This window comes from Chryseobacterium aahli (assembly GCF_022699665.1).
Lineage (GTDB): Bacteria > Bacteroidota > Bacteroidia > Flavobacteriales > Weeksellaceae > Chryseobacterium > Chryseobacterium aahli.
Genome location: NZ_JALDNB010000001.1, coordinates 426,763 through 446,616 on the forward strand (window position 1 = coordinate 426,763; position 19,854 = coordinate 446,616).

The 19,854-nt window shown below is 35.0% G+C and carries 18 protein-coding genes; 6 read left to right on the top strand and 12 right to left on the bottom strand.

Annotated features, from left to right (window positions below):
* The first annotated feature begins 222 nt into the window (after positions 1-222).
* From MQX03_RS01830 to MQX03_RS01840, 3 genes are read left to right on the top strand one after another with little or no spacing between them, the layout of a single operon-like run.
* A complete protein-coding gene (locus MQX03_RS01830; RefSeq protein WP_242801009.1) occupies positions 223-555 on the top strand; it encodes a PH domain-containing protein in 333 nt (110 codons plus the stop codon).
* A 59-nt stretch (positions 556-614) separates the two neighbouring features.
* Positions 615-761 carry an SHOCT domain-containing protein gene (locus tag MQX03_RS01835; protein ID WP_242801011.1) on the top strand — a complete coding sequence of 49 codons (147 nt, stop codon included), beginning with the start codon at positions 615-617 and terminating at the stop codon, positions 759-761.
* Positions 762-770: 9 nt separating this feature from the next.
* Positions 771-1,568 (top strand): class I SAM-dependent methyltransferase, encoded by a 798-nt coding sequence (locus MQX03_RS01840; protein WP_242801012.1) that lies wholly within the window; start codon positions 771-773, stop codon positions 1,566-1,568.
* 53 nt (positions 1,569-1,621) lie between these two features.
* Here MQX03_RS01840 and MQX03_RS01845 read toward each other — a convergent pair whose 3' ends face one another.
* The 3 genes from MQX03_RS01845 to MQX03_RS01855 form a co-directional block, all read right to left on the bottom strand.
* Positions 1,622-1,864 (bottom strand): YtxH domain-containing protein, encoded by a 243-nt coding sequence (locus MQX03_RS01845; RefSeq protein WP_242801014.1) that lies wholly within the window; start codon positions 1,862-1,864, stop codon positions 1,622-1,624.
* 97 nt (positions 1,865-1,961) lie between these two features.
* The gene (locus MQX03_RS01850) at positions 1,962-2,804 is read right to left on the bottom strand and encodes an isoaspartyl peptidase/L-asparaginase (RefSeq protein ID WP_242801016.1); all 843 of its coding nucleotides are present in this window, start codon (positions 2,802-2,804) and stop codon (positions 1,962-1,964) included.
* 54 nt (positions 2,805-2,858) lie between these two features.
* Positions 2,859-3,743 carry a cyanophycinase gene (locus MQX03_RS01855; protein WP_047444224.1) on the bottom strand — a complete coding sequence of 295 codons (885 nt, stop codon included), beginning with the start codon at positions 3,741-3,743 and terminating at the stop codon, positions 2,859-2,861.
* Positions 3,744-3,940: 197 nt separating this feature from the next.
* Here MQX03_RS01855 and cphA point away from each other — a divergent pair, with 197 nt between their 5' ends.
* Positions 3,941-6,568 (top strand): cyanophycin synthetase, encoded by a 2,628-nt coding sequence (gene cphA / locus MQX03_RS01860; RefSeq protein ID WP_242801018.1) that lies wholly within the window; start codon positions 3,941-3,943, stop codon positions 6,566-6,568.
* Positions 6,569-6,673: 105 nt separating this feature from the next.
* Here cphA and MQX03_RS01865 read toward each other — a convergent pair whose 3' ends face one another.
* The 9 genes from MQX03_RS01865 to MQX03_RS01905 all read right to left on the bottom strand — a co-directional run bounded on the left by MQX03_RS01865 (position 6,674) and on the right by MQX03_RS01905 (position 16,199).
* Positions 6,674-7,174, bottom strand: a complete 501-nt coding sequence (locus tag MQX03_RS01865; protein WP_242801020.1) for a hypothetical protein — start codon at positions 7,172-7,174, stop codon at positions 6,674-6,676.
* A 6-nt stretch (positions 7,175-7,180) separates the two neighbouring features.
* Positions 7,181-8,365 carry a hypothetical protein gene (locus MQX03_RS01870; protein ID WP_242801022.1) on the bottom strand — a complete coding sequence of 395 codons (1,185 nt, stop codon included), beginning with the start codon at positions 8,363-8,365 and terminating at the stop codon, positions 7,181-7,183.
* Between the two features lie 75 nt (positions 8,366-8,440).
* The gene (locus MQX03_RS01875; RefSeq protein ID WP_242801024.1) at positions 8,441-9,274 is read right to left on the bottom strand and encodes a type 1 glutamine amidotransferase; all 834 of its coding nucleotides are present in this window, start codon (positions 9,272-9,274) and stop codon (positions 8,441-8,443) included.
* A 33-nt stretch (positions 9,275-9,307) separates the two neighbouring features.
* Entirely contained in the window at positions 9,308-10,426 is a 1,119-nt protein-coding gene (locus MQX03_RS01880) for a carboxylate-amine ligase (RefSeq protein WP_129536852.1), read from the bottom strand.
* A gap of 23 nt (positions 10,427-10,449) precedes the next feature.
* Positions 10,450-11,403, bottom strand: a complete 954-nt coding sequence (locus MQX03_RS01885) for an ATP-grasp domain-containing protein (RefSeq protein ID WP_129536853.1) — start codon at positions 11,401-11,403, stop codon at positions 10,450-10,452.
* Positions 11,404-11,451: 48 nt separating this feature from the next.
* On the bottom strand, positions 11,452-12,165 hold the full coding sequence (locus MQX03_RS01890) for an alpha/beta hydrolase-fold protein (protein ID WP_129536854.1): 714 nt from the start codon (positions 12,163-12,165) through the stop codon (positions 11,452-11,454).
* Positions 12,166-12,306: 141 nt separating this feature from the next.
* On the bottom strand, positions 12,307-13,518 hold the full coding sequence (locus tag MQX03_RS01895) for an ATP-grasp domain-containing protein (RefSeq protein WP_242801026.1): 1,212 nt from the start codon (positions 13,516-13,518) through the stop codon (positions 12,307-12,309).
* Between the two features lie 140 nt (positions 13,519-13,658).
* On the bottom strand, positions 13,659-15,074 hold the full coding sequence (locus MQX03_RS01900; RefSeq protein ID WP_242801028.1) for a M17 family metallopeptidase: 1,416 nt from the start codon (positions 15,072-15,074) through the stop codon (positions 13,659-13,661).
* Between the two features lie 3 nt (positions 15,075-15,077).
* Complete coding sequence (locus tag MQX03_RS01905; RefSeq protein WP_242801029.1) at positions 15,078-16,199, bottom strand: alpha/beta hydrolase; 1,122 nt, start codon at positions 16,197-16,199, stop codon at positions 15,078-15,080.
* A 218-nt stretch (positions 16,200-16,417) separates the two neighbouring features.
* Between MQX03_RS01905 and glgB the strand changes: the two genes are divergently transcribed.
* Together glgB and MQX03_RS01915 are read left to right on the top strand one after the other, a co-directional pair.
* Positions 16,418-18,364 (top strand): 1,4-alpha-glucan branching protein GlgB, encoded by a 1,947-nt coding sequence (gene glgB / locus MQX03_RS01910; RefSeq protein ID WP_242801140.1) that lies wholly within the window; start codon positions 16,418-16,420, stop codon positions 18,362-18,364.
* Positions 18,365-18,366: 2 nt separating this feature from the next.
* Entirely contained in the window at positions 18,367-19,773 is a 1,407-nt protein-coding gene (locus MQX03_RS01915; RefSeq protein ID WP_242801031.1) for a glycogen synthase, read from the top strand.
* The last annotated feature ends 81 nt before the right edge of the window (positions 19,774-19,854 follow it).

Below are 19,854 nucleotides of genomic sequence, written 5' to 3' on the forward strand. Positions count from 1 at the left end.
ATTTTATTACTCAAGGCTCTTAATCTTTATATCTGCTATGAAATATCTCATAATAATTATCGCAATAAAAGCGGGTAATTTTTATGTAAATTATGAATTAGTTTTTATAGCATTCATACTTCAGACGATTTTATTTAAGGACTCTCGAAATTTTAGGTTTAATTAATTTATATTGGAAGAAAATAGTAATTTAGGTTCAAAATAATTTTAGAATAAAAACCAATGAGTGAAAAATCAAGATTAAAAGAAATAAAAGACGAACTCGATCAATTAGATATCAATCCTACTTTCTTTGCAAGAAAAGAAATTCGTGAATTACCCAATATACTTTCGGTAGACGAAAAAATAGTCTATTTGGTCGAAGGAAGAAATAAAATAACAAAGCATCATATTGTATTAGTGGGGACCCACAGAAGGCTGATTTTTATCGATAAAGAATTTATGTACGGATTGAAAGTTGAAGATTACTCTTATGATAAAGTAGCTTCTATTCAGTACGAAACTTCATTGATGTTAGCGTCAATTGATGTGAATGTTTCCCCGGAGATATTGTAGAAATCGATGGAGTAGGAAAGTATGAAGCAGAATTGTTTTGCGAAAAAGTACGTAATTTCATGTCTCGCCCGAAAGAATTTGCTCAACTGAAGTCTGAACCCACCATTCTTGATCAGTTGGAGCAATTAGGAAGATTAAAAGAAAGCGGTGTTTTGACTGAAGACGAATTTATTGAGCAGAAGAAAAAACTACTTGAAAAATTTTAAGACTAAATTATGGAAAATTATTTAGACATTAATAAAAACTCATGGAACGCAAGAGTAGAACCTCATCTCGAGTCTGATTTCTATTTTGTAGATGAATTTTTAAAAGGAAGAAATTCTCTTAATTCTATCGAATTAGATTTATTGGGAGATGTAAAAGGAAAAAGTATTTTGCATTTGCAGTGTCATTTTGGGCAGGATTCTATTTCGCTTTCCAGAATGGGAGCAAAAGTAACAGGAGTTGATTTATCTGATAAAGCTATTGATGCTGCGAAAGATTTGGCAAAACAATGCGGAACTAATACTGAATTTATCTGCACAGATGTCTATAATCTCCCGAATGTTTTGAACGAAAAATTTGACATCGTTTTTACGAGCTACGGAACGATTGGCTGGTTGCCAGATTTAGACCAATGGGCAAATGTGGTGAGTCATTTCTTAAAACCCGAAGGCGAGTTTGTCATGGCAGAATTTCATCCAGTTGTTTGGATGTACGATGATGATTTTGATGGAGTAGCCTATAATTATTTTAACGAAAAACCGATTGTAGAAACCTCAGAAGGAACGTATGCAGATACTTCTGCTGACATCGTTCAGGATTATGTTTCATGGAATCACCCATTGTCTGATGTTTTACAAAATTTAATTAATAAAAATTTAGTTTTAGAAAATTTCAGAGAATTCGATTGGTCACCATACTCATGTTTCAGGCATGTTGAAGAATTTGAAAAAGGGAAATGGAGAATTATAAAATTTGGAAATAAAATCCCAATGGTCTATGCCATCAAAGCAAAAAAGAAGTCATCGTAATGATGACTTCTTTTTATATGAATGTAAATAATATTAAAATATGTTATCTAATGTTAGATATTTGAAGCTGTATCTTCAACTTTAGCTTTCGCTTCGTCAAATTTATTTTGAGCTTGTGAAGCAACATCGTTTGCTTTTGTTTTCAGTTCGTTACCCCATTTGTTAAGGTTGTCTTTTGCACTGTTAATTTTATCTTTTACAGCTTGTTGCTCTTCTGGAGTAGATTTTTTGTATTTCCAATATGCAAGAGCTCCAATTCCTAGTAATGCTAATAATCCGTTTGTCTTATTTCCCATGATTTCTGATTTTAAAAGTTATATTAAATTGTTATACAACTAAGTATGTAAAATACGTGCCAAAAAATAAATGGGATTGATAAATATATGTTAAAATTTAATTAAAGATTTCAAAATTTTCTCCGTCAAAACTTGCGAAAACCATCGTAGGATATGAGTCCTGATGATAGAAATTACCGTCTTTATCAATAGCAATCGCACCTGCGAAGCCGTCTATTGTCTTTAATTCTGCAAAAGTTTTATCAAAAGCTTGTTTCAAATTCATTCCGTCTGTTACTCTTGTAACAATCTTAGTTGAGGTTGCGTTGCTCACAATATCTTCACCAACTCCTGTACAGCTTACTGCACAGAATTCATTGGCATAATTTCCGGCAACTGTGGCAGAGTCAGAAATTCTTCCCGGAATTTCAAAACCTTTTCCTCCGGTGGAAGTAGCAACTGCTAATTTCCCATCTTTATCGATAGCAACACAGCCTACAGTACCTTTTCCGCCGTTGTTGAGTTTGGCTTCATATTCTTTTCGTCTCTGAGGAATTTCAGTTGAAAAGTTTTCAAATCCGTGTTCAGAAGCATATTTTTTTGCTCCACTTCCGCCTAAAACTCGATCATCTTCTTTCATTAAATCTTTTGCTACAAAAATCGGATTCTTCACATCCTGAATATTGATAACACCGCTCATTTTCTGCGTTTCACCATCCATTATTGCAGCACTCATACGAATGATTCCGTCACTTTGAATTTGCGAGCCGATTCCTGCATTGTATAACTCATCATTTTCCAAAAGAGAAACTGCGTACGCCACCGTTTCAAAAGCTGTATGGGTTTCTAAATATTGATGCGCCTTTTGGGCAATATTTTTTAAAGAATTTTGCTTAGCAACTTTCACCTCGTGGCTTTGGTCGCTTTCAGAGAAAAAACCTCCGTGTATTATGATTTTCATAGAGTTTATTTGCTTTTAAATATAAAAAAAGTGAAGAAATCTTCACTTTATAATTTATGTTTGAGGTATAGGATTAAACTGAGAATTTTCTATCGTTAATTTTCTCGTCGTTAAATCATAGTGGTCATTCATTGACATGACGTGAACAGTCAGATTATCGATGGAAATTGGTTCACCCAAATTGATATTGGTAAGATTGGTATCTTTAATAAATCTTCCGTCAACAATAATTACAAGTCCTGAACCAACAGCGGTCATCGTGTCGTTGTGAATAAACAACCCTGTGTCTTCACCCAAACCGATTCCCAAAGTTCTCGGATTATTAACTACAGCCTGAAAAAGACGTCCGATTCTGCCACGTTGTACAAAGTGTGTATCAACAATCACATTGTCGATCAAACCTAATCCTTGTGTGGTTTTTATTTCTCCTTTTAAAAGTGCTTCAGAACTGCTTCCCTGATAAATCATATTTTCAGAAGCTGCAGCCGCACCCGCAGAAGTTCCGGAGTAGATAAAATCCTGCTCCATGTATTTTAGCAGAATGGTATCGTGAAATCTTGTTCCGCCAAGAATAGAAGTTAATCGTAACTGATCACCACCCGTGAACATTACTACATCGGCAGCGTTTGCTCGGGCAACTATGGCATCAGAGTTTGCTTCTTCACGATTGTGAATATCAAGAATGTTAACGTTTTTTGCTCCTAAAAACTCAAAAGCTTTTTTATATTCGGCACCTACAATTTGAGGGATTTGGGATGCTGTAGTGATTACTTCAATGATTGAATTTTCCTTATTCTTAGATTCAGTAATGATTTTTCTTAAAATTCCTCTTTCAAAAAAGTTAAGGTTTTTTTCAATATTCTGATCGTAATCGGTTTCGGAGAAACTGCCTTTATTAACAGCTCCACCGATAATAATTAATTTTCCAACAGGTTTCATAGCTCGCAAAGTTAGAAAATTATTAATTGTTGGGAAAATATTGAGGGGTATTTAACGTATTTGCTTTGATTCTAAATTGATTGTAAAATTTAAACTTTTTTAATAAATCTTTAATTAGACTGTGGTTTTTTTTAAGGTTTTACATTATCTTTGATTTTAAAAGATAATTTCATTAATATAAATTTCGACACTAAATTATGAAAATTGAGAAGATACAAGCTTTGAGGGGTCCTAATATCTGGAGTATTAGAAGAAAGAAGTTGATACAGATGCGTTTGGATCTTGAAGAGATGGAAAATTTTCCCACCAATAAAATTGAAGGCTTCCGTGAAAGAATAGAGAAATTGATTCCTTCGTTAATTACTCACAGATGTTCCGAAGGTACCCATGGAGGTTTTTTTCACCGTATAGAAACGGGAACCTGGATGGGGCATGTCATAGAGCATATTGCTTTGGAGATTCAAACTCTTGCAGGTATGGAATGTGGATTCGGGAGAACTCGTGAAACAAAATCTCCGGGGATCTATAATGTGGTATTTGATTATATTGAAGAAAATACAGGGATTTATGCTGCCGAACAAGCTGTAGAAATTGCTCATGCATTAATCAATGGAGATGAATATGATATCAATGCTTGTATTCAAAGATTAAAAGAAATCAGAGAACGTGTACGCTTAGGTCCATCTACAGGAAGTATTGTACAAGAAGCTGTTTCAAGAAAAATCCCGTGGATCAGATTGGGGACGAATTCTTTGGTACAATTGGGTTATGGTGTTAATCAACAGAGATTTCAGGCTACAATTACCGGAAATACTAGTTCAATTGCCGTAGATATTGCATGTAACAAAGAATTGACCAAAAGAATGTTGCACGATGCAGCAATTCCGGTTCCGATTGGTGACTTGGTTACCAATGAAGAGCAGTTGCAAAGTGTTATCAGGAAAATTGAATATCCTGTGGTACTTAAGCCTTTAGATGGAAATCATGGAAAAGGATCTTCTATCAATGTGAATGATTGGGAAGTTGCAAAAATCGGTTTAGAACATGCTCAAAAATATTCAAACAAAGTAATTGTTGAAAAATATATTACAGGTTACGATTTCAGAGTTTTAGTAATCAATAATAAAATGGTTGCCGCAGCAAGACGTGTTCCTGCGCACGTGGTCGGAGATGGAGAAATGAATCTTCAGCAACTCATTGACAAAGAAAATCAAGATCCGAGAAGAGGTTATGGGCATGAAAATGTGCTTACCGAAATCGCAATTGATAAAGACACTACAGAATTACTCGAAAAACTTAATTATACTTTAGATACAGTTCCTCAAAAAGGAGAAGTAGTATATCTAAAATCGACTGCCAACCTTTCCACAGGAGGAACTTCTATTGATGTTACCGACATGGTACATCCGGAAAACATCACGATGGCAGAAAGGGTTTCTAAAATCATCGGATTAGATGTCTGCGGAATTGATATTATGGCAGAAAACCTTACCCAGCCTTTAAAAGAAAGTGGTGGAGCCATCATTGAAGTAAATGCTGCTCCAGGTTTCAGAATGCACTTAGCACCAAGCGAAGGTCTTCCGAGAAACGTCGCTGCGCCGGTTGTAGATATGCTCTATCCTCAAGGAAAGCAGTTTACGATTCCGATTATTGCGGTGACAGGAACCAATGGTAAAACGACGACAACAAGATTGATTTCACACATTGTGAAAAATAACGGATACAGAGTTGGTTTCACAACATCAGACGGTATTTACATTCAAAATACAATGCTGACGAAAGGTGACACTACGGGTCCTATTTCTGCTGAATTTATATTAAAAGATCCTACGGTAGAATTTGCGGTTTTAGAAACAGCAAGAGGCGGAATTCTCCGCTCTGGTTTAGGTTTTTCTCAGTGTGATATTGGAGTTTTAACCAATATTAAAGAAGATCATTTGGGATTAAATGATATTCATAACCTGAAAGATTTAACGAAAGTAAAAAGGGTAGTTTTAGACAGCGTAAAGAAAAATGGCTGGAGCGTACTGAACGCAATGGATGAATATTCTATGCGAATCATCAATGATTTACCGAGTAATGTGGCTATTTTCAGTTTAGATGAAAATAACGAACATATCAAAAAATTTGCTAAAGAAGGCCGTACAACATGCGTCTACGAAGAAGGATATGTCACCATCAAAAAAGGTGACTGGAAAATCAGAATCGGAAAAGTGAAAGATTTTCCGATTACAATGGAGGGGAAGGCAAAATTCATGATCGATAATGTTTTGGCTGCAAGTTTAGCATGTTACCTTTATGGTTTTGGGATTGAAGATATTTCAAATTCCCTTCGTACATTTATTCCAAGTGCGCAGTTGACTCCGGGAAGGTTGAATGTATTTAATTTTAAAAACTTTAAAGTTCTCATCGATTTTGCTCACAATCCTGCGGGATATGAAGCAATCGAAGATTATCTTAAAAATGTAGAGTCTACCAAGAAAATAGGAATTATTTCTGGTGTAGGAGACCGTCGTGATGAAGATATCAGATTATGTGGAAAAATTGCAGGTAGAATGTTTGACCATATCATTATAAGAAACGAAAAGCATCTTAGAGGGAGAACTGAGGAAGAAATTAATGGTTTGATTATCGATGGAATGCAGGATTCAGGAAAAGATGTAAGTTATGAGACAATTCCGAAAGAAATTGATGCACTAAAACACGCAATGGGTATGGCTGAAGAAGGTACCTTCATTACCGCTTTGAGTGATGTGATTTCTAATGCCATAGATTTGGTGCAGGATTATCAGTCGAGAGAATTGCTTGAAGATGATAAATTTTAAAGAGTTTTCGGCGGGCTTCGAAGAAGCCCGCCGAAACTTAATAGCATAAAAAAACCTCAGAAATTTCTGAGGTTTTTTTATTTTTAGATTAAGGAGATATAGTTTTTAGCCACTTGCACCTTTAAAAATCCACGTATTATTTTCTTTTCTAACCATAAAAATGAACATATCATCCCAGATAAAATTTTCTTTTGTGTCATCTTTAAGTTTATAACCAAAGAAAAAATAATCTGTTTCAGTTGGAGTATAATAGTCTGGAAGTTTTACTCCACTTTTCTCAATTAGTTCTTGAGGTGTATAAATTTCAATCGTATAATTATCAATATAATCTTTATAAGTCTTAGATTTATTACGAATGGCCGAACTAAATGATTTGCAGAGTTTGTCTTTAAAATTTTTCTTCTCAACAATGCCTTCGCCATCAAGAATAATTACAGACTCAGAAACCAAATCATAATTTTTACAGCCTTTTTGGAAATAAAGTTCCACAAAATCAAGAGAAAATTGTCTTGCTTCTTCTTTTAATGAAACTTCATTTTTCTGACAGAAGATTAAAGAATTTAAACCCAATATCAATAAAAAAGAAAGTTTAATTTTTCTCATCATTCTAGTCTATTCTTCTCCAAAAAACGCATTAGAACTTCCAATCCAAATGGCATCTTTCTTATTGAAATCTACATTCACCATCGCAGCTTTCGTCATTCTTCCTAAATTTTCCAGTAAAATCGGACGCTCATCTTGTTCTCTCCAGATGTAAAGCAAACGGATCTCAGCTTTAGAAAATTCTCCATTAATATCTTCAAAAACTGGTTCGTAAGTTACTTTTCTCTGCAAAATGTAATTTTCTTTATCTTCAATCGCAGCTGTAATTTCTTTTGTTGGGTTTAAATTGACTCCGCTTCCTGCAAAAGAAAACAAAGGTTTCAAAACAAAATTTTCAAGATTTTCACTTTCGGGAAATTGGTGTAAAAAATAACTTTTCGGAACGAATTGATGTTTCAACATCGGCAAAAGGAATTTTGAAATTTTAAAAAACCAATTCGGATGCGTGATCCATTTTACATCTGCTTCTTCACGGAAATCAAATTCAAGTTGAAGGTTGGGAATTCGGTCTAATTCGTCAAATATCACACGGTTGTAAATTCTGTTAATCTGAATTTTCTGACCGTCATTTTCATAGAATAATTTCTTTCCTTCCTTTTTCACTTTGGTCAGGCAAACTGTTTTTATTCCCAGCAATTTTTCTGTAAGAGCAAAATCTATTGCAGTCTTTTGTTTTTCAGGATAAATTTCGAGTAAGATGACGTTTTCGGGATTTTCATCTCCGACAATCAGTTCTTTGATATAATTTTGAAATTCTTCCTGAGGAATTTTACTTTTAATTTCATTTAAAAAAGGATACATCTCAGAAAAAGTATCTTCAAACACTTTCTGAAAAGCATATAAAGACGGGAAAGCTTGCAATTCGATAAGCTGAGGTTCTATTTCTCCGTTTTCACTTCTGCAGATTCCAAAATCAATAGTGAAAAAATGAGGTTTTGTGGTATCGTTGGGTACTTTGCAGTTTTCTGGTATCGCTTTTTCTAAAGTACCTGCGGGTAAAGCTTTGATTTGATCGATAATGCTTTCACTTGCATCAATCAGTTTATTTTTAAATTTGTTGGTAAGAAACATCGGACTTTCGGAAAGTCTGAAGGAAGGGAGTAATCCGCTTTTTTCTTTTAGAATTTCTTTAAACTCTTCATATTTTTCCTGACTAAACTCCTGATTAAACTGTTTTCTGTATTTTGGAATCATATTCTTTTTCTTTGTGATTTTAAAAAATCGAGCAGTTGTGCTCGATTTTTAGTATTAATTTATTTTAATGAAAATTTAAGCCATTGCCTCAATTTCTCTCAAAATGTTTTTTTTTGCTAACCTCAGAAATCTTGGTAAAATCTGAGCCTGTGTCAACATGATTTTATCTTCGTCATCCATTCTGTCTACCGTTTCGAGATATTTTTCCATTCCGAAATTTTCAATCATGGCTTCTTTGTTTTTTTCGTCTTTCAGGTTTTCAATCATGCCTGCCGGATTGGCTTCTGGGTGAAACTGCGTTCCGAAAATCTCATTAGAAAAACGAATCGCCATAACAGCTCTTTCTAAATTGATATGCGGACGGAATTTCTCAATCGCCACGATTTTCATTCCCAATTCTTCAAAACGATCAACATTCGGCTCAATAAATTGATACGCTCTGGAATCTACTGCGTAGAAAGGATCCGGAAGATTTTTAAATAAAAATTCTTGTTCACCTTCTTCACTTTTATGTATTGGCATCACTCCAAAAGAATAAGATTTTCTTTTGCATATATTTCCCAAATCCCAATGAATACTCGCCAATTGGAAAGAGTGACAAATTAAAAACAAATACTTTTTTGTCTCATTTTCTTTATTATACTGATATACTGAATCTAAAAACTGAGCAAATTTCTCTTCCCATTCAAATCCTTCACGATGCGGGTTTCCCGGACCACCAGATGAAATGAAGATGTCAAAATCTTCTATATTTGGAATTTCATTTTTAAAACGGACATCAAAAACTTCGATACTGATATTTTCTTCAGACTGCTGCTTGAAAGCCTCAGAAATTTCTTTAATATTTTTAAATCCCTGATTCACATGATTATTATTCATGTCGAGCAAAGCAATTCTTACATCTCTCATAACTTCATATTTTATGCAAAGTTATTAAAAATATTATGAAACATTTTCGCTGTGCGTGATGCCATATTCAGTTTCAGATATCATGTAATCAACTACTTTCTTCAGATCTCCGGTTTCTTTATACACCGCAAGTTGTCGGTCTGCACCAGTTCCGTTTTCCAAAATCTTCCATGCATATTCTACTTCTTTTCTGCATCCTAAATCGTCTACTACATCATCGATAAATTCAAGTAATTCTTTCAATAAATCTGCATAAGGAACAGATTCTTCCTTCCCAAAATCAATTAAGTGAGAATGAATTCCGTCTCTTGAAGCACGCCATTTATTTTCATTAAGCAATAATCTTCTATAGCTTCTAAAACTTAAATTCTGCTGATGCAGTTTATAAATTTTAGCCACTAAACTTTGCATAATTGCAGCCAGACAAACCGTTTCTTCGATTCTCAAAGGCATATCGCAAATTCTGAATTCAATGGTAGGGTAGAATGGGTGAACACGCAGATCCCACCAGATTTTTTTAGCATTATCGATTGTTCCGGTCTTCACCAAAAGATCAACGTAGCTATCAAATTCTGCTAAAGAATTGAAGTAACTCGGGATTCCAGTTCTTGGAAATTTAACGAAAATCTCTTGTCTGTAAGATCTGAATCCTGTATTTCTTCCAATCCAAAACGGTGAATTTACTGAAAGTGCATAAACGTGCGGCAGAAAATAACGCATCACATTTTGAATTCTCACTCCTTCTTCACGATTTGGAATCCCAATGTGAACATGCAGACCAAAAATAAGATTTCCACGGGCAACGTCGCCCATATCGTCTACGATTTTGTTGTAACGTTCACCGTTGGTAATCGTGTTGTGTTCCCAATTTGAGAAAGGGTGCGTTCCGCCTCCCGAAACACGAAGCCCCTGCTCGTGTGCTGTTCTAATGAGATGTCTTCTCAAATTCGTCAATTCTGCCTGAGCTTCCTGTATATTTTGGCAAATTCCGGTTTCCATTTCAATCATAGATTCGTGCATTTCGTGCTTTAAGTTTTCACTTAAAACAGCCTTACCGCCTTCAATGATTTTTGAAACATGCGAAACTAAATCTCTGCTTTCTAAATCGATGATCTGATACTCTTCTTCAATACCAATTGTAAACTGATGCATTTTTAATTTGTGTTTTGTTGGTTTTATTTTACTGAATCTTTTACGAAAGTTCCCCAAGATATATTTTGTTTTCCAGGAACATATTCTTTTGCTTTTTCGATCGCCAATTTTGCTGAATGCTCTACAATCCATGCGAAATTTTCTTCACCTACAGAGTTTCTGTCAGCATCAGGTGCAGGATTACAGAAGTCGATTGCGTAAGGAATTCCGTCTCTTACTGCAAATTCTACCGTATTGAAATCATATCCTAAAGCTTCATTCATTTTGATGGTATAATCATGAATTACTTTTAGTAGTTTTTCTAAATCTTTTCCCTCAGTTTGATGGGTCGTTGCGTATCTCAAATGATGAGGATTTCTCGGTTCATAAGGCATAATATGAACATATTTTTTACCTAAACAATACACTCTGTAATAATCCTGAAACACAATTTCTTCCTGAACCATCATCACTAACTGTTCTGTTTCAGAAAGTTTATCCCAAAGATCTTCCGGACTTTCTACTCTGTAAACGCTTTTCCAGCCACCACCGTCGTGAGGCTTCATATAAGCCGGAAAGCCAACATAATTAAAAATATAGTCCCAATCGTGAGGGAATTTCAGGTTTCTGAATGATGTTTCTGTAGTATCAGTCGGTCTTTCGTGAGAAGGCAGCAAAACTGTATTTGGCAACGGAATTCCCAATTTAGACATCAAAGCGTTATTGAAAAACTTTTCGTCCGCACTCCACCAAAATGGGTTGTTGATAACGTAAGTTCCGTTCAATGCTGCATTTTTTAGATAAGCTCTGTAGAAAGGAACGTCTTGAGAAATTCGGTCGATAATTACTGCATAACCGTAATCTGCTCCCTGCTCCAATTTATCAATCGTCACCGCTTCAGCTACAATTTCTCCTTTTCCTAATTCGTTTACTTTGTCGATAAATGCCCAAGGAAATGTATCTTCCATCCCGAATAAAATTCCTACTTTTTTTGCCATAATTTGTCTTTTTAATGATTTACTATTACTATTTGAATTGTTTAAATTTTAAGAAAAGAATGTTCCGATAAAATTAGGGAAAGCCATTCTCCAAAGCGGCCAGTCGTGATTGATCCATCTTTTTTCGTCGTACCAGAAATCAATTCCTTTTGCACGCAGAATATTTGCCATTTCTATATTTTTATCTTTGCAAATGTCTTCGTCTGATGTGCTCAAAACGATATGCATGTGTTTGTATTTCCAAGCTTCGTCATTTTTTACAAACTCCCTCGGACAGTTGAAATAAACTAACTCGTCAGAATATCCGTCCATAAAATTCCTAATACTGAACGCTCCGGAAAGCGAGAATAAATGAGAAACTACGTCCGGAAATCTGAATGCAAAATTTGATGCGTGATATCCTCCGAAACTTGCTCCTGCAACTGCTACACGGTGAGTTCCGTGAAGTTTTTGGATGTACGGTACAAACTCCTGAATCAGAAACTGTACATATTTTTCATAATTTCTTATCCTTTGTTGAGGTGAAATTTTTTCGTCATAAAAACTCCACGCATCAATTGTTTGAATGTTGTATAATTTTACTTTTCCCTGTTCAACAAACCAATTGATGCTGCTGTTGAGATGAAAATCATGGTTTTGCGTATATTGTCCTTGCGAAGTAGGAAACATGATAATCGGATAACCGAAATGTCCTGTAACCTCTACTTTAAGGCTTGTTCCTAATATATTCGAGTAATAATCTGTGTGTTCTATATGTGGCATGTACTATAGATTTTTAGTTTTTTTGTGTTTAAATTTTTTAAGGCGAAATCATATTTAATTAAATCATTACTCAAACTCCAAATTAATTCATTTCAAATTAATAAGTTGCTGAATGTCAATTAATTTAATGATAAATAATCGTTACGCTGTCGGTTTTTCTTTTGGTGGAATAATATTGAGAAGATGTGCATGGATTTTTTCTGCTGCACGATCCAGTCTTTCTACAACCTTGTCAGAATCATTTGATTTGTAAACAATCCCTACATGATAATCTATTGGAAGAAATTTTACGACTTCTTCACATTCAAATTGGTTGTAATCGGGTTCTTTATCTTTAATTAAAGCAACGATTAATCCTGAATAATAACCTGTAGGTTTAGAAACTTCGTAATTTTTTCCTCTTAGAAGCGCGTCTTCAATTTTCGCCCATTCACGCCAGATGTTGATGTTGCTCGAAGCTTCCACCAAATCAGGAATATGTGCACCGCCAACTCGTGATGATGTTTCAAGGAAATACCATTTACCATCTTCTTTTCCGCGGATAAATTCTGTGTGAGTGGCGCCATTGAGTAGGCCAAAGTTCATCAAAACTTTCGTATTGGCTTCGTCTAATGCTTTAAATTCATCGGAGTATCTTCCTAAAGTTTTGGTTCTGAAAACTCCGCCTTCGTGGGAAACTTCCATAGGGGGAGCGAGATATTTTGAGGCAGAAGTGAAAACAATTTCTTTATTGAATGTTAAACTGTCAACATGATACACATCGCCGGGTTTAAAACTTTCTAAAAGAAATAAATGACGTTCTTCGCCCAGTTTTTCTAAAGCCTCCCAAAGTTCTTCTTTAGTTTTTAGTTTTTTAATTCCGGACGCTGATGCTTCAGATCTAGGCTTTAAAACCCAAGGAGCAGGGATTTTATTGGTAAAAGTATCGACTTCATTATCATTAAAAACAGCAGTGAATTCCGGAACACTAATTCCTGAATCTTTAGCTTTTTGTCGCATGGCCAATTTGTCTCTGAAATAACGATGTGTCGTCTGCCCCATCCCGGGAATACGGAATGTCTCGCGAATTAATGCGGCTTTCTCAACATCGTAATCGTCTAAAGCAATTACGGCATCTACTTTTCGGGTTTTCATCAGATGAGAAAACCCCTGAATCAGATGGTCAAGATTCCAGACAGACGGTTTCACTTCGGGCATATAAAAAACCTCGCTAATGGCGTCCCAAGGCCAATTTTTTTCTTTGAGGTTTTCGGATGTTACTAAGATGATTTTATTGCCGAGTTTCTTCATCTCGTCCATAAAATCATAACCCTTGTAATAGCACGAAATGCATACAATAGTTTTCTCCTCCATATAATGTTTTTTTAAATTTGATGAATATTCAAAAATAAAAGCAATTTTTTATTGATGTTTTAATGTTGAAAATCAATAATCAATGCGTATTTGAAAATCACTAATCAATTATACAGAGAAATTTCGAAATAAACTAATTTTTAGTGATAATTTTCAATTAATTCGGCTAATAATTGCACGCCATAGCCTGTTGCAGCCTTATCTTTAGCATATCCTACATTTCCAAAGGCAACTCCGGCAATATCGAGATGTGCCCAATTGGGATGTCCTTCAATGAATTCTTCCAAAAATTTTGCGGCAACAATACAGTCTCCGATAGGTTTCATTGAGATATTTTTAAAATCGGCAACATCAGATTTAAAATCATCTTTCCAGATGTCCCAAAGCGGTAAATTCCAAACTCTCTGGTTGGTTTTGTCACCGGTTTTTATTAAAAGATTCTTTAATTCTTCATTATTAGAAAACATGGCGCCACAAGTATCACCAAACATTCTTACGGAACTTCCTGTGAGCGTCGCCAGATCAATTAAAACGTCAGTTTTAAAGTTTTTAGTTAGATATGAAAGTCCGTCTGCTAAAGTCATTCTGCCCTCTGCATCGGTATTCAGGACTTCAATTGTTTTTCCGTTGTAGGCAGTGATCACATCGCTCGGAAGATAAGCGTTTTCTGAAACTGCATTATCCGTAATTGGTAAAATTGCAGTAATGTTGACAGGTAACTGCATTTGTGAAGCATAAATCAACGCGCCGATTACTGCTGTTGCGCCACCCATATCAGATTTCATGTAGTGCATATTGTCAGATGCTTTGATAGAAATTCCACCAGTGTCAAAAAGGACGCATTTTCCTACCAAACCGAAGGTTTTAGCATTTTTAACGGTCGTTTTGTACTCTAAAATAGTAAATGCAGCATCATAAGCACTTCCTTGGTTTACAGAAAGAAATGCTCCCAATCCTAGTTCTTCACATTTTTTTCTATTGAAAACAGTATATTTAAGCTGATTTTTTTTAGCTAAATTTTTCAGATAGGTATTGACGGTTTCGGGTCTTTTTAAATTGGCAGGTTTATTAAGCCAATCCTGACAGGCAGTTTGTCCTTCGCAAAGCGCATCGGCTCTGCTGCAAATAACGTCTAATTTTTTCTGACTTAAATTTCCAAAATGAAACTCAAATTTTTCGTTCCAGAAAGTATGGTTTTTCTCAAAAGGATAGTTGTATGTTCCAAGGAAAAGCCCTTTCAAAAACTCTTCAAACTGTTTTTCATTTATAAAATCAGCCGAAATTAAAGTTGGGACGGTCTGAAAATTTTTCTTTTGACTCTGAGAAAATTTCATCGCCACCTGTTGAAATTCAAAATTCTGCAGATCAGATTTTCCAAGTCCGATAAAATAAGTGATAGCCTCTTCCTGAGCATCGATAAAGACTTCATTTTTCTTTCCTGAGAATAGAATCGAAATGTTTTTATTGTAATTTTTGCTGTTTTCTGTCCAGGTTTCTTCTGTGAATAATGTGAAAACCTGTGCGTAATTTTTATTTCTTTTATTGAGTAAGTTCATAATTTAATTTTTAATAGAATCCTGATGTGGAGTAACTTCCACCGGATTTTCTGTATTGTTGTAAAATAACCATTCTATCGCTCTTGGGAATTCCTGAGACCAGTAAAATTCGCTGTGAGAACCTTCAGGATTGATGTTGGTTTTAAATTCAAAATCAAAAAGATTTTTCTTTTCCCATCTTTTGAGGTAATTTTCGAAAACCTGTATTCTTTTTACCATTTTTGAACCTTCCTGCTCGCCACCGTAGAGATAAATTTTTGTTTTAAATGGAACTCTGAAGCTCATCATCGGGAAATTGTTATTAGGCTCTACCCAAAGAGAAGGTGAGAAGATTAATAGTTTAGAATAAACTTCAGGATACAAAAATCCGCTGTAAATGCTGATTAATGCACCAAGAGAACTTCCGCCAATTCCTGTATTGTCTCGATCTTTTTTGGTTCGATAATGTTCATCAACGAAAGGTTTTAAAGTGTCTGTAATAAAACGGATATATTTCTTGCCTTCAGAACCGTTTGCCACATTATCGTTGTCAAAAATATATTCTTTAATTCTTTCTTCGCTTCCGTGCTCGATGGCAATAATAATCACATCACCACGGCCGTATTCTGCAAGAATTGAAAGTTTTTTATCAATTTCCCAGTTTCCGTACGGACTTCCTTCGTTGAATAAATTTTGTGCATCCTGAAGATATAGCACCGGATAGCTTTTGTCTGAAACATAATAATCATAAGGAAGAAGTGCCCATACTTTACGGTGTCTGTCAAGCTGTGGAATATAAAATTCTTCCGAAATAATTTCAACAATAGGAAAAAATTCTTGCTTAAATGGTCCCCAGTTATATCTCCATTTTTCAACTCTGTGAGAAACTTCACCATCAGATTTTAAAACTTTCTTATTTGGGGTAATACTTCCATACTGATCAAGTTCTACATTTTCCCAGCCGCCTTTTGTAAATTTAAACTCTACAATGTCTGGAAGAAACTCATCAAATATCTCGATGTAGTAATTGTTGGGATCTATTTGTGTCAGTTGATATCGGAGATCTTTAGGATTCCAAGTATTAAAATTTCCGGTTATAAATATCGGCCTTTCATCGGCTTCACTTGTGTAAAGTGTAAACTTCATATTTGTGTTTAAAAAGTAGGTAAATATATTAAACTCATAAAAATAGAAAAAATCTTTTTATTTAAGTTAATTAAAATTAATAAAAAACAGTCTTTAGCAAAGGAAATATTTATATATTTGATAGTCATCGATACTTATCAATAAACTGTTAACATAAAATCTTTTTCGGTTTTTTTATAATCACTGCCCATGACTTATCTGACTGTAAAAACACTATGATGAACTCGGTAAAAACCTATACACTTTTCACAGACCATGACGTTTACCTTTTTAAAGAGGGTAAGCATTATCGATTGTACGAAAAATTCGGTGCGCATTCTGTAGAAAAAGATGGCGTAAAGGGAGTTTACTTTTCGGTTTGGGCTCCCAATGCAAAAAAAGTTTCCGTTATCGGGAATTTTAATAATTGGAATCACAAAGATCATATTCTTTTTCCACGCTGGGATGGTTCTGGGATTTGGGAAGGCTTTATTGCCGGACTTACCTGGGGAACTTTGTATAAATATGCCATAGAAAATTTAGGTAAAATTTTAGAAAAAAGTGATCCTTACGCACTGAGCTGGGAACAAAATCTTCAGGCGGCATCATTGGTTTCTACAAATTGGTATGAATGGAGTGACGAAGAATGGCTGGAAAAACGCTGGAAAAATAACAGTTTAGAATCTCCTATTTCTGTTTACGAAATGCATCTTGCATCATGGTGCAGAAATGAAGATTTTCCGGAAAAATTTTTGAACTACAAAGATATTGCAGCAAAGTTGGTTCCTTACATCAGAGATATGGGTTTTACTCATGTAGAATTTATGCCTGTGATGGAATATCCTTATGATCCGAGTTGGGGTTATCAGATTACCGGTTTTTTTGCGGCAACTTCACGCTTCGGTTCACCGCAGGATTTAATGTTCTTAATCAATGAGCTTCATAAAAATGATATTGGAGTGATTCTCGATTGGGTTCCTTCGCATTTTCCGGGGGATGCCAATGGATTGCACCGTTTTGACGGAAGTTATTTGTACGAGCATGAAGACCCGAGAAAAGGTTTTCATCCCGATTGGAAATCTTACATTTTCAATTACGGAAGAAGTGAAGTGAAATCATTTTTGATTTCAAATGCTATGTTTTGGCTCGACCGTTATCATGCAGACGGTTTGCGTGTAGACGCAGTGACTTCTATGCTTCATTTGGATTACTCGAGGAATGAAGGAGAATGGGAACCGAATATTTACGGAGATAATGTTAATCTGGAAGCCAAAGCTTTTTTACAGGAATTTAATACGGCAGTTTATAAAGAATTTGGCGACAGCATTTTCACGATCGCAGAAGAAAGTTCGGATTTTCCTTTGCTTACCAAACCTGTTCATGACGGTGGAGTTGGTTTTGGAATGAAGTGGATGATGGGCTGGATGCACGATACCTTAGATTATTTTAAAGAAGAACACGAAAATAGAAGACATCATCATCATAAGCTGACGTTTGCATCCATGTATATGTTTAATGAAAACTACATGATGCCTTTGTCCCATGATGAAGTAGTACACGGGAAAGCGAGCCTTATTTATAAAATGAAAGGTGACGAATGGCAGAAATTTGCTAATTTAAGGGCGCTTTATGTTTATATGTTCACGCATCCGGGGGCAAAACTGCTTTTCATGGGAGATGAATTCGGACAAACCAATGAATGGAATTTTAAACAAAGCTTAGACTGGCATTTGCTTGATTTTCCAATTCATAAAGGCTTGCAGAATTTAGTGAAAGATTTAAATCATTTATATAAAAGTGAAACAGCTTTCTACGAAAACCAATTTAACCCAAACGGTTTTGAATGGGTAGAGGCTGATGATACCGATAATTCCGTTTTGATTTATTTAAGAAAAGGAAAAAAGAAACATGATGTTCTGATGGTTATTCTAAATCTGACCCCAAATACATTTGATTATAAAGTTGGAGTAAATGAAGGAACACATTGGGAGGTAATTTTCAATTCCGATGACAAAAAATATAATGGAAGTGGGGTAGAAACAACCATTTTCAGAGAAGAAAATGAAGAATGGATGAATCGTCCGAAATCTATTTTCCTGAAACTGCCACCGCTTGCAGGAATCGTTTTGAAAATGAAAAAAGACAGAAAGTATAAATTGAGTAGAATAAAACAACATAAAAAATAATAATGACAATTTATCACCTTAGCACAGAATGCTATCCCGTTGCCAAAGTAGGAGGTTTGGCAGATGTTGTGGGAGCTTTGCCGAAGTATCAGAACAAAATAAAAGATGTTGATGCCAAAGTGGTAATGCCTTGGTACAATAAATCTTTTGTCTATGATCACGAGTTTGAAGTGGTTTTTGACGGTTTCATTCACCAAGGGCAGAATATGCTTCAGATTCAGGTCATGAAAGAGAAAACAAACACTTTGGGGTTTGAATTGTTTATGGTGAAAATTCCCGGTCTTTTAGATCGTGAAAATCCTTATGGGTATCAGGATGAGAGTTTTCAGTTTTTGGCTTTTCAGCAAGGTATTTTGCATTGGCTGACTGCTATGCAGATTCGTCCTGATGTTTTGCATTGTCATGATTATCATACAGGATTAGTTCCTTTTATGGTAGAGCATTGTCCGGAATTTGAATTTTTAAAAGGAGTAAAAACGATAGGCACTATTCACAATGGTGAATATCAGGGAATGATGCGTTGGGATATGATTCATTTTATGCCCGCTTTTGATCATTATAAATGGGGACTTCTTGACTGGAACGGATTTATTAATCCTTTAGCAAGTATGATTAAATGCTGTACGGCTTTCACAACGGTTTCTGAAGGATATTTAGAAGAGCTTTTTGTCAGCTTTAAAGGTTTGGAAAGTTTAGTACGAGATGAATTTGGAAAAGCTTACGGAATCATCAACGGAATTGATACCGATGTCTGGGATCCACAAACTGATCCAATGCTTGATTTTAATTATAATTCTAAAAATGTTCTTAAAATTAAAAAGAAAAATAAGCAGAAGCTCTGCAAAGAATATGGTTTAAACCCAGATTTGCCACTTTTTGCATTCATTGGAAGATTTGCCACAGAGAAAGGTGCTGACTTGCTTCCTGAAGTTGTTTGGAGAAGTATTAAACAAACTTATGGCGCTTTAAATATTATTATTTTAGGTTCAGGAAATGCTTATATTGAAGATAAACTAAAGGAATTAAATTACGTTTACGCAAATTTCGCAACAGATATTGGATATAAAGAACATTTATCTCACAAAATCTACGCTTCGGCAGATTTTTTGTTGATGCCTTCAAGGGTAGAGCCTTGTGGTCTTAATCAGATGTACGCAATGCGTTACGGAACTGTTCCGGTTGTTAGCTATACAGGCGGATTGAGAGATACCGTTAAAGATATTTCTACCGGCGGTTCAGGGTTAAATTTTACCTATCCTGGAGTTGATGATATTATTCATGCGATGGTTCGGGGGTTGGCTATTTACAATCAAAAAAAGGCGATGGATGATTTGGTGCTTTCAAATATGAATTTTGATTTTGCATGGGAGAAATCTGCGGAAAAATATTTAGCTTTATACAAGAACTAAAATTTTACCTTTTAAAATTAAAATAAATTCAAACTATTCAAAAAAAGTATACTAATAATAAGATAAACCACAAATAAATTT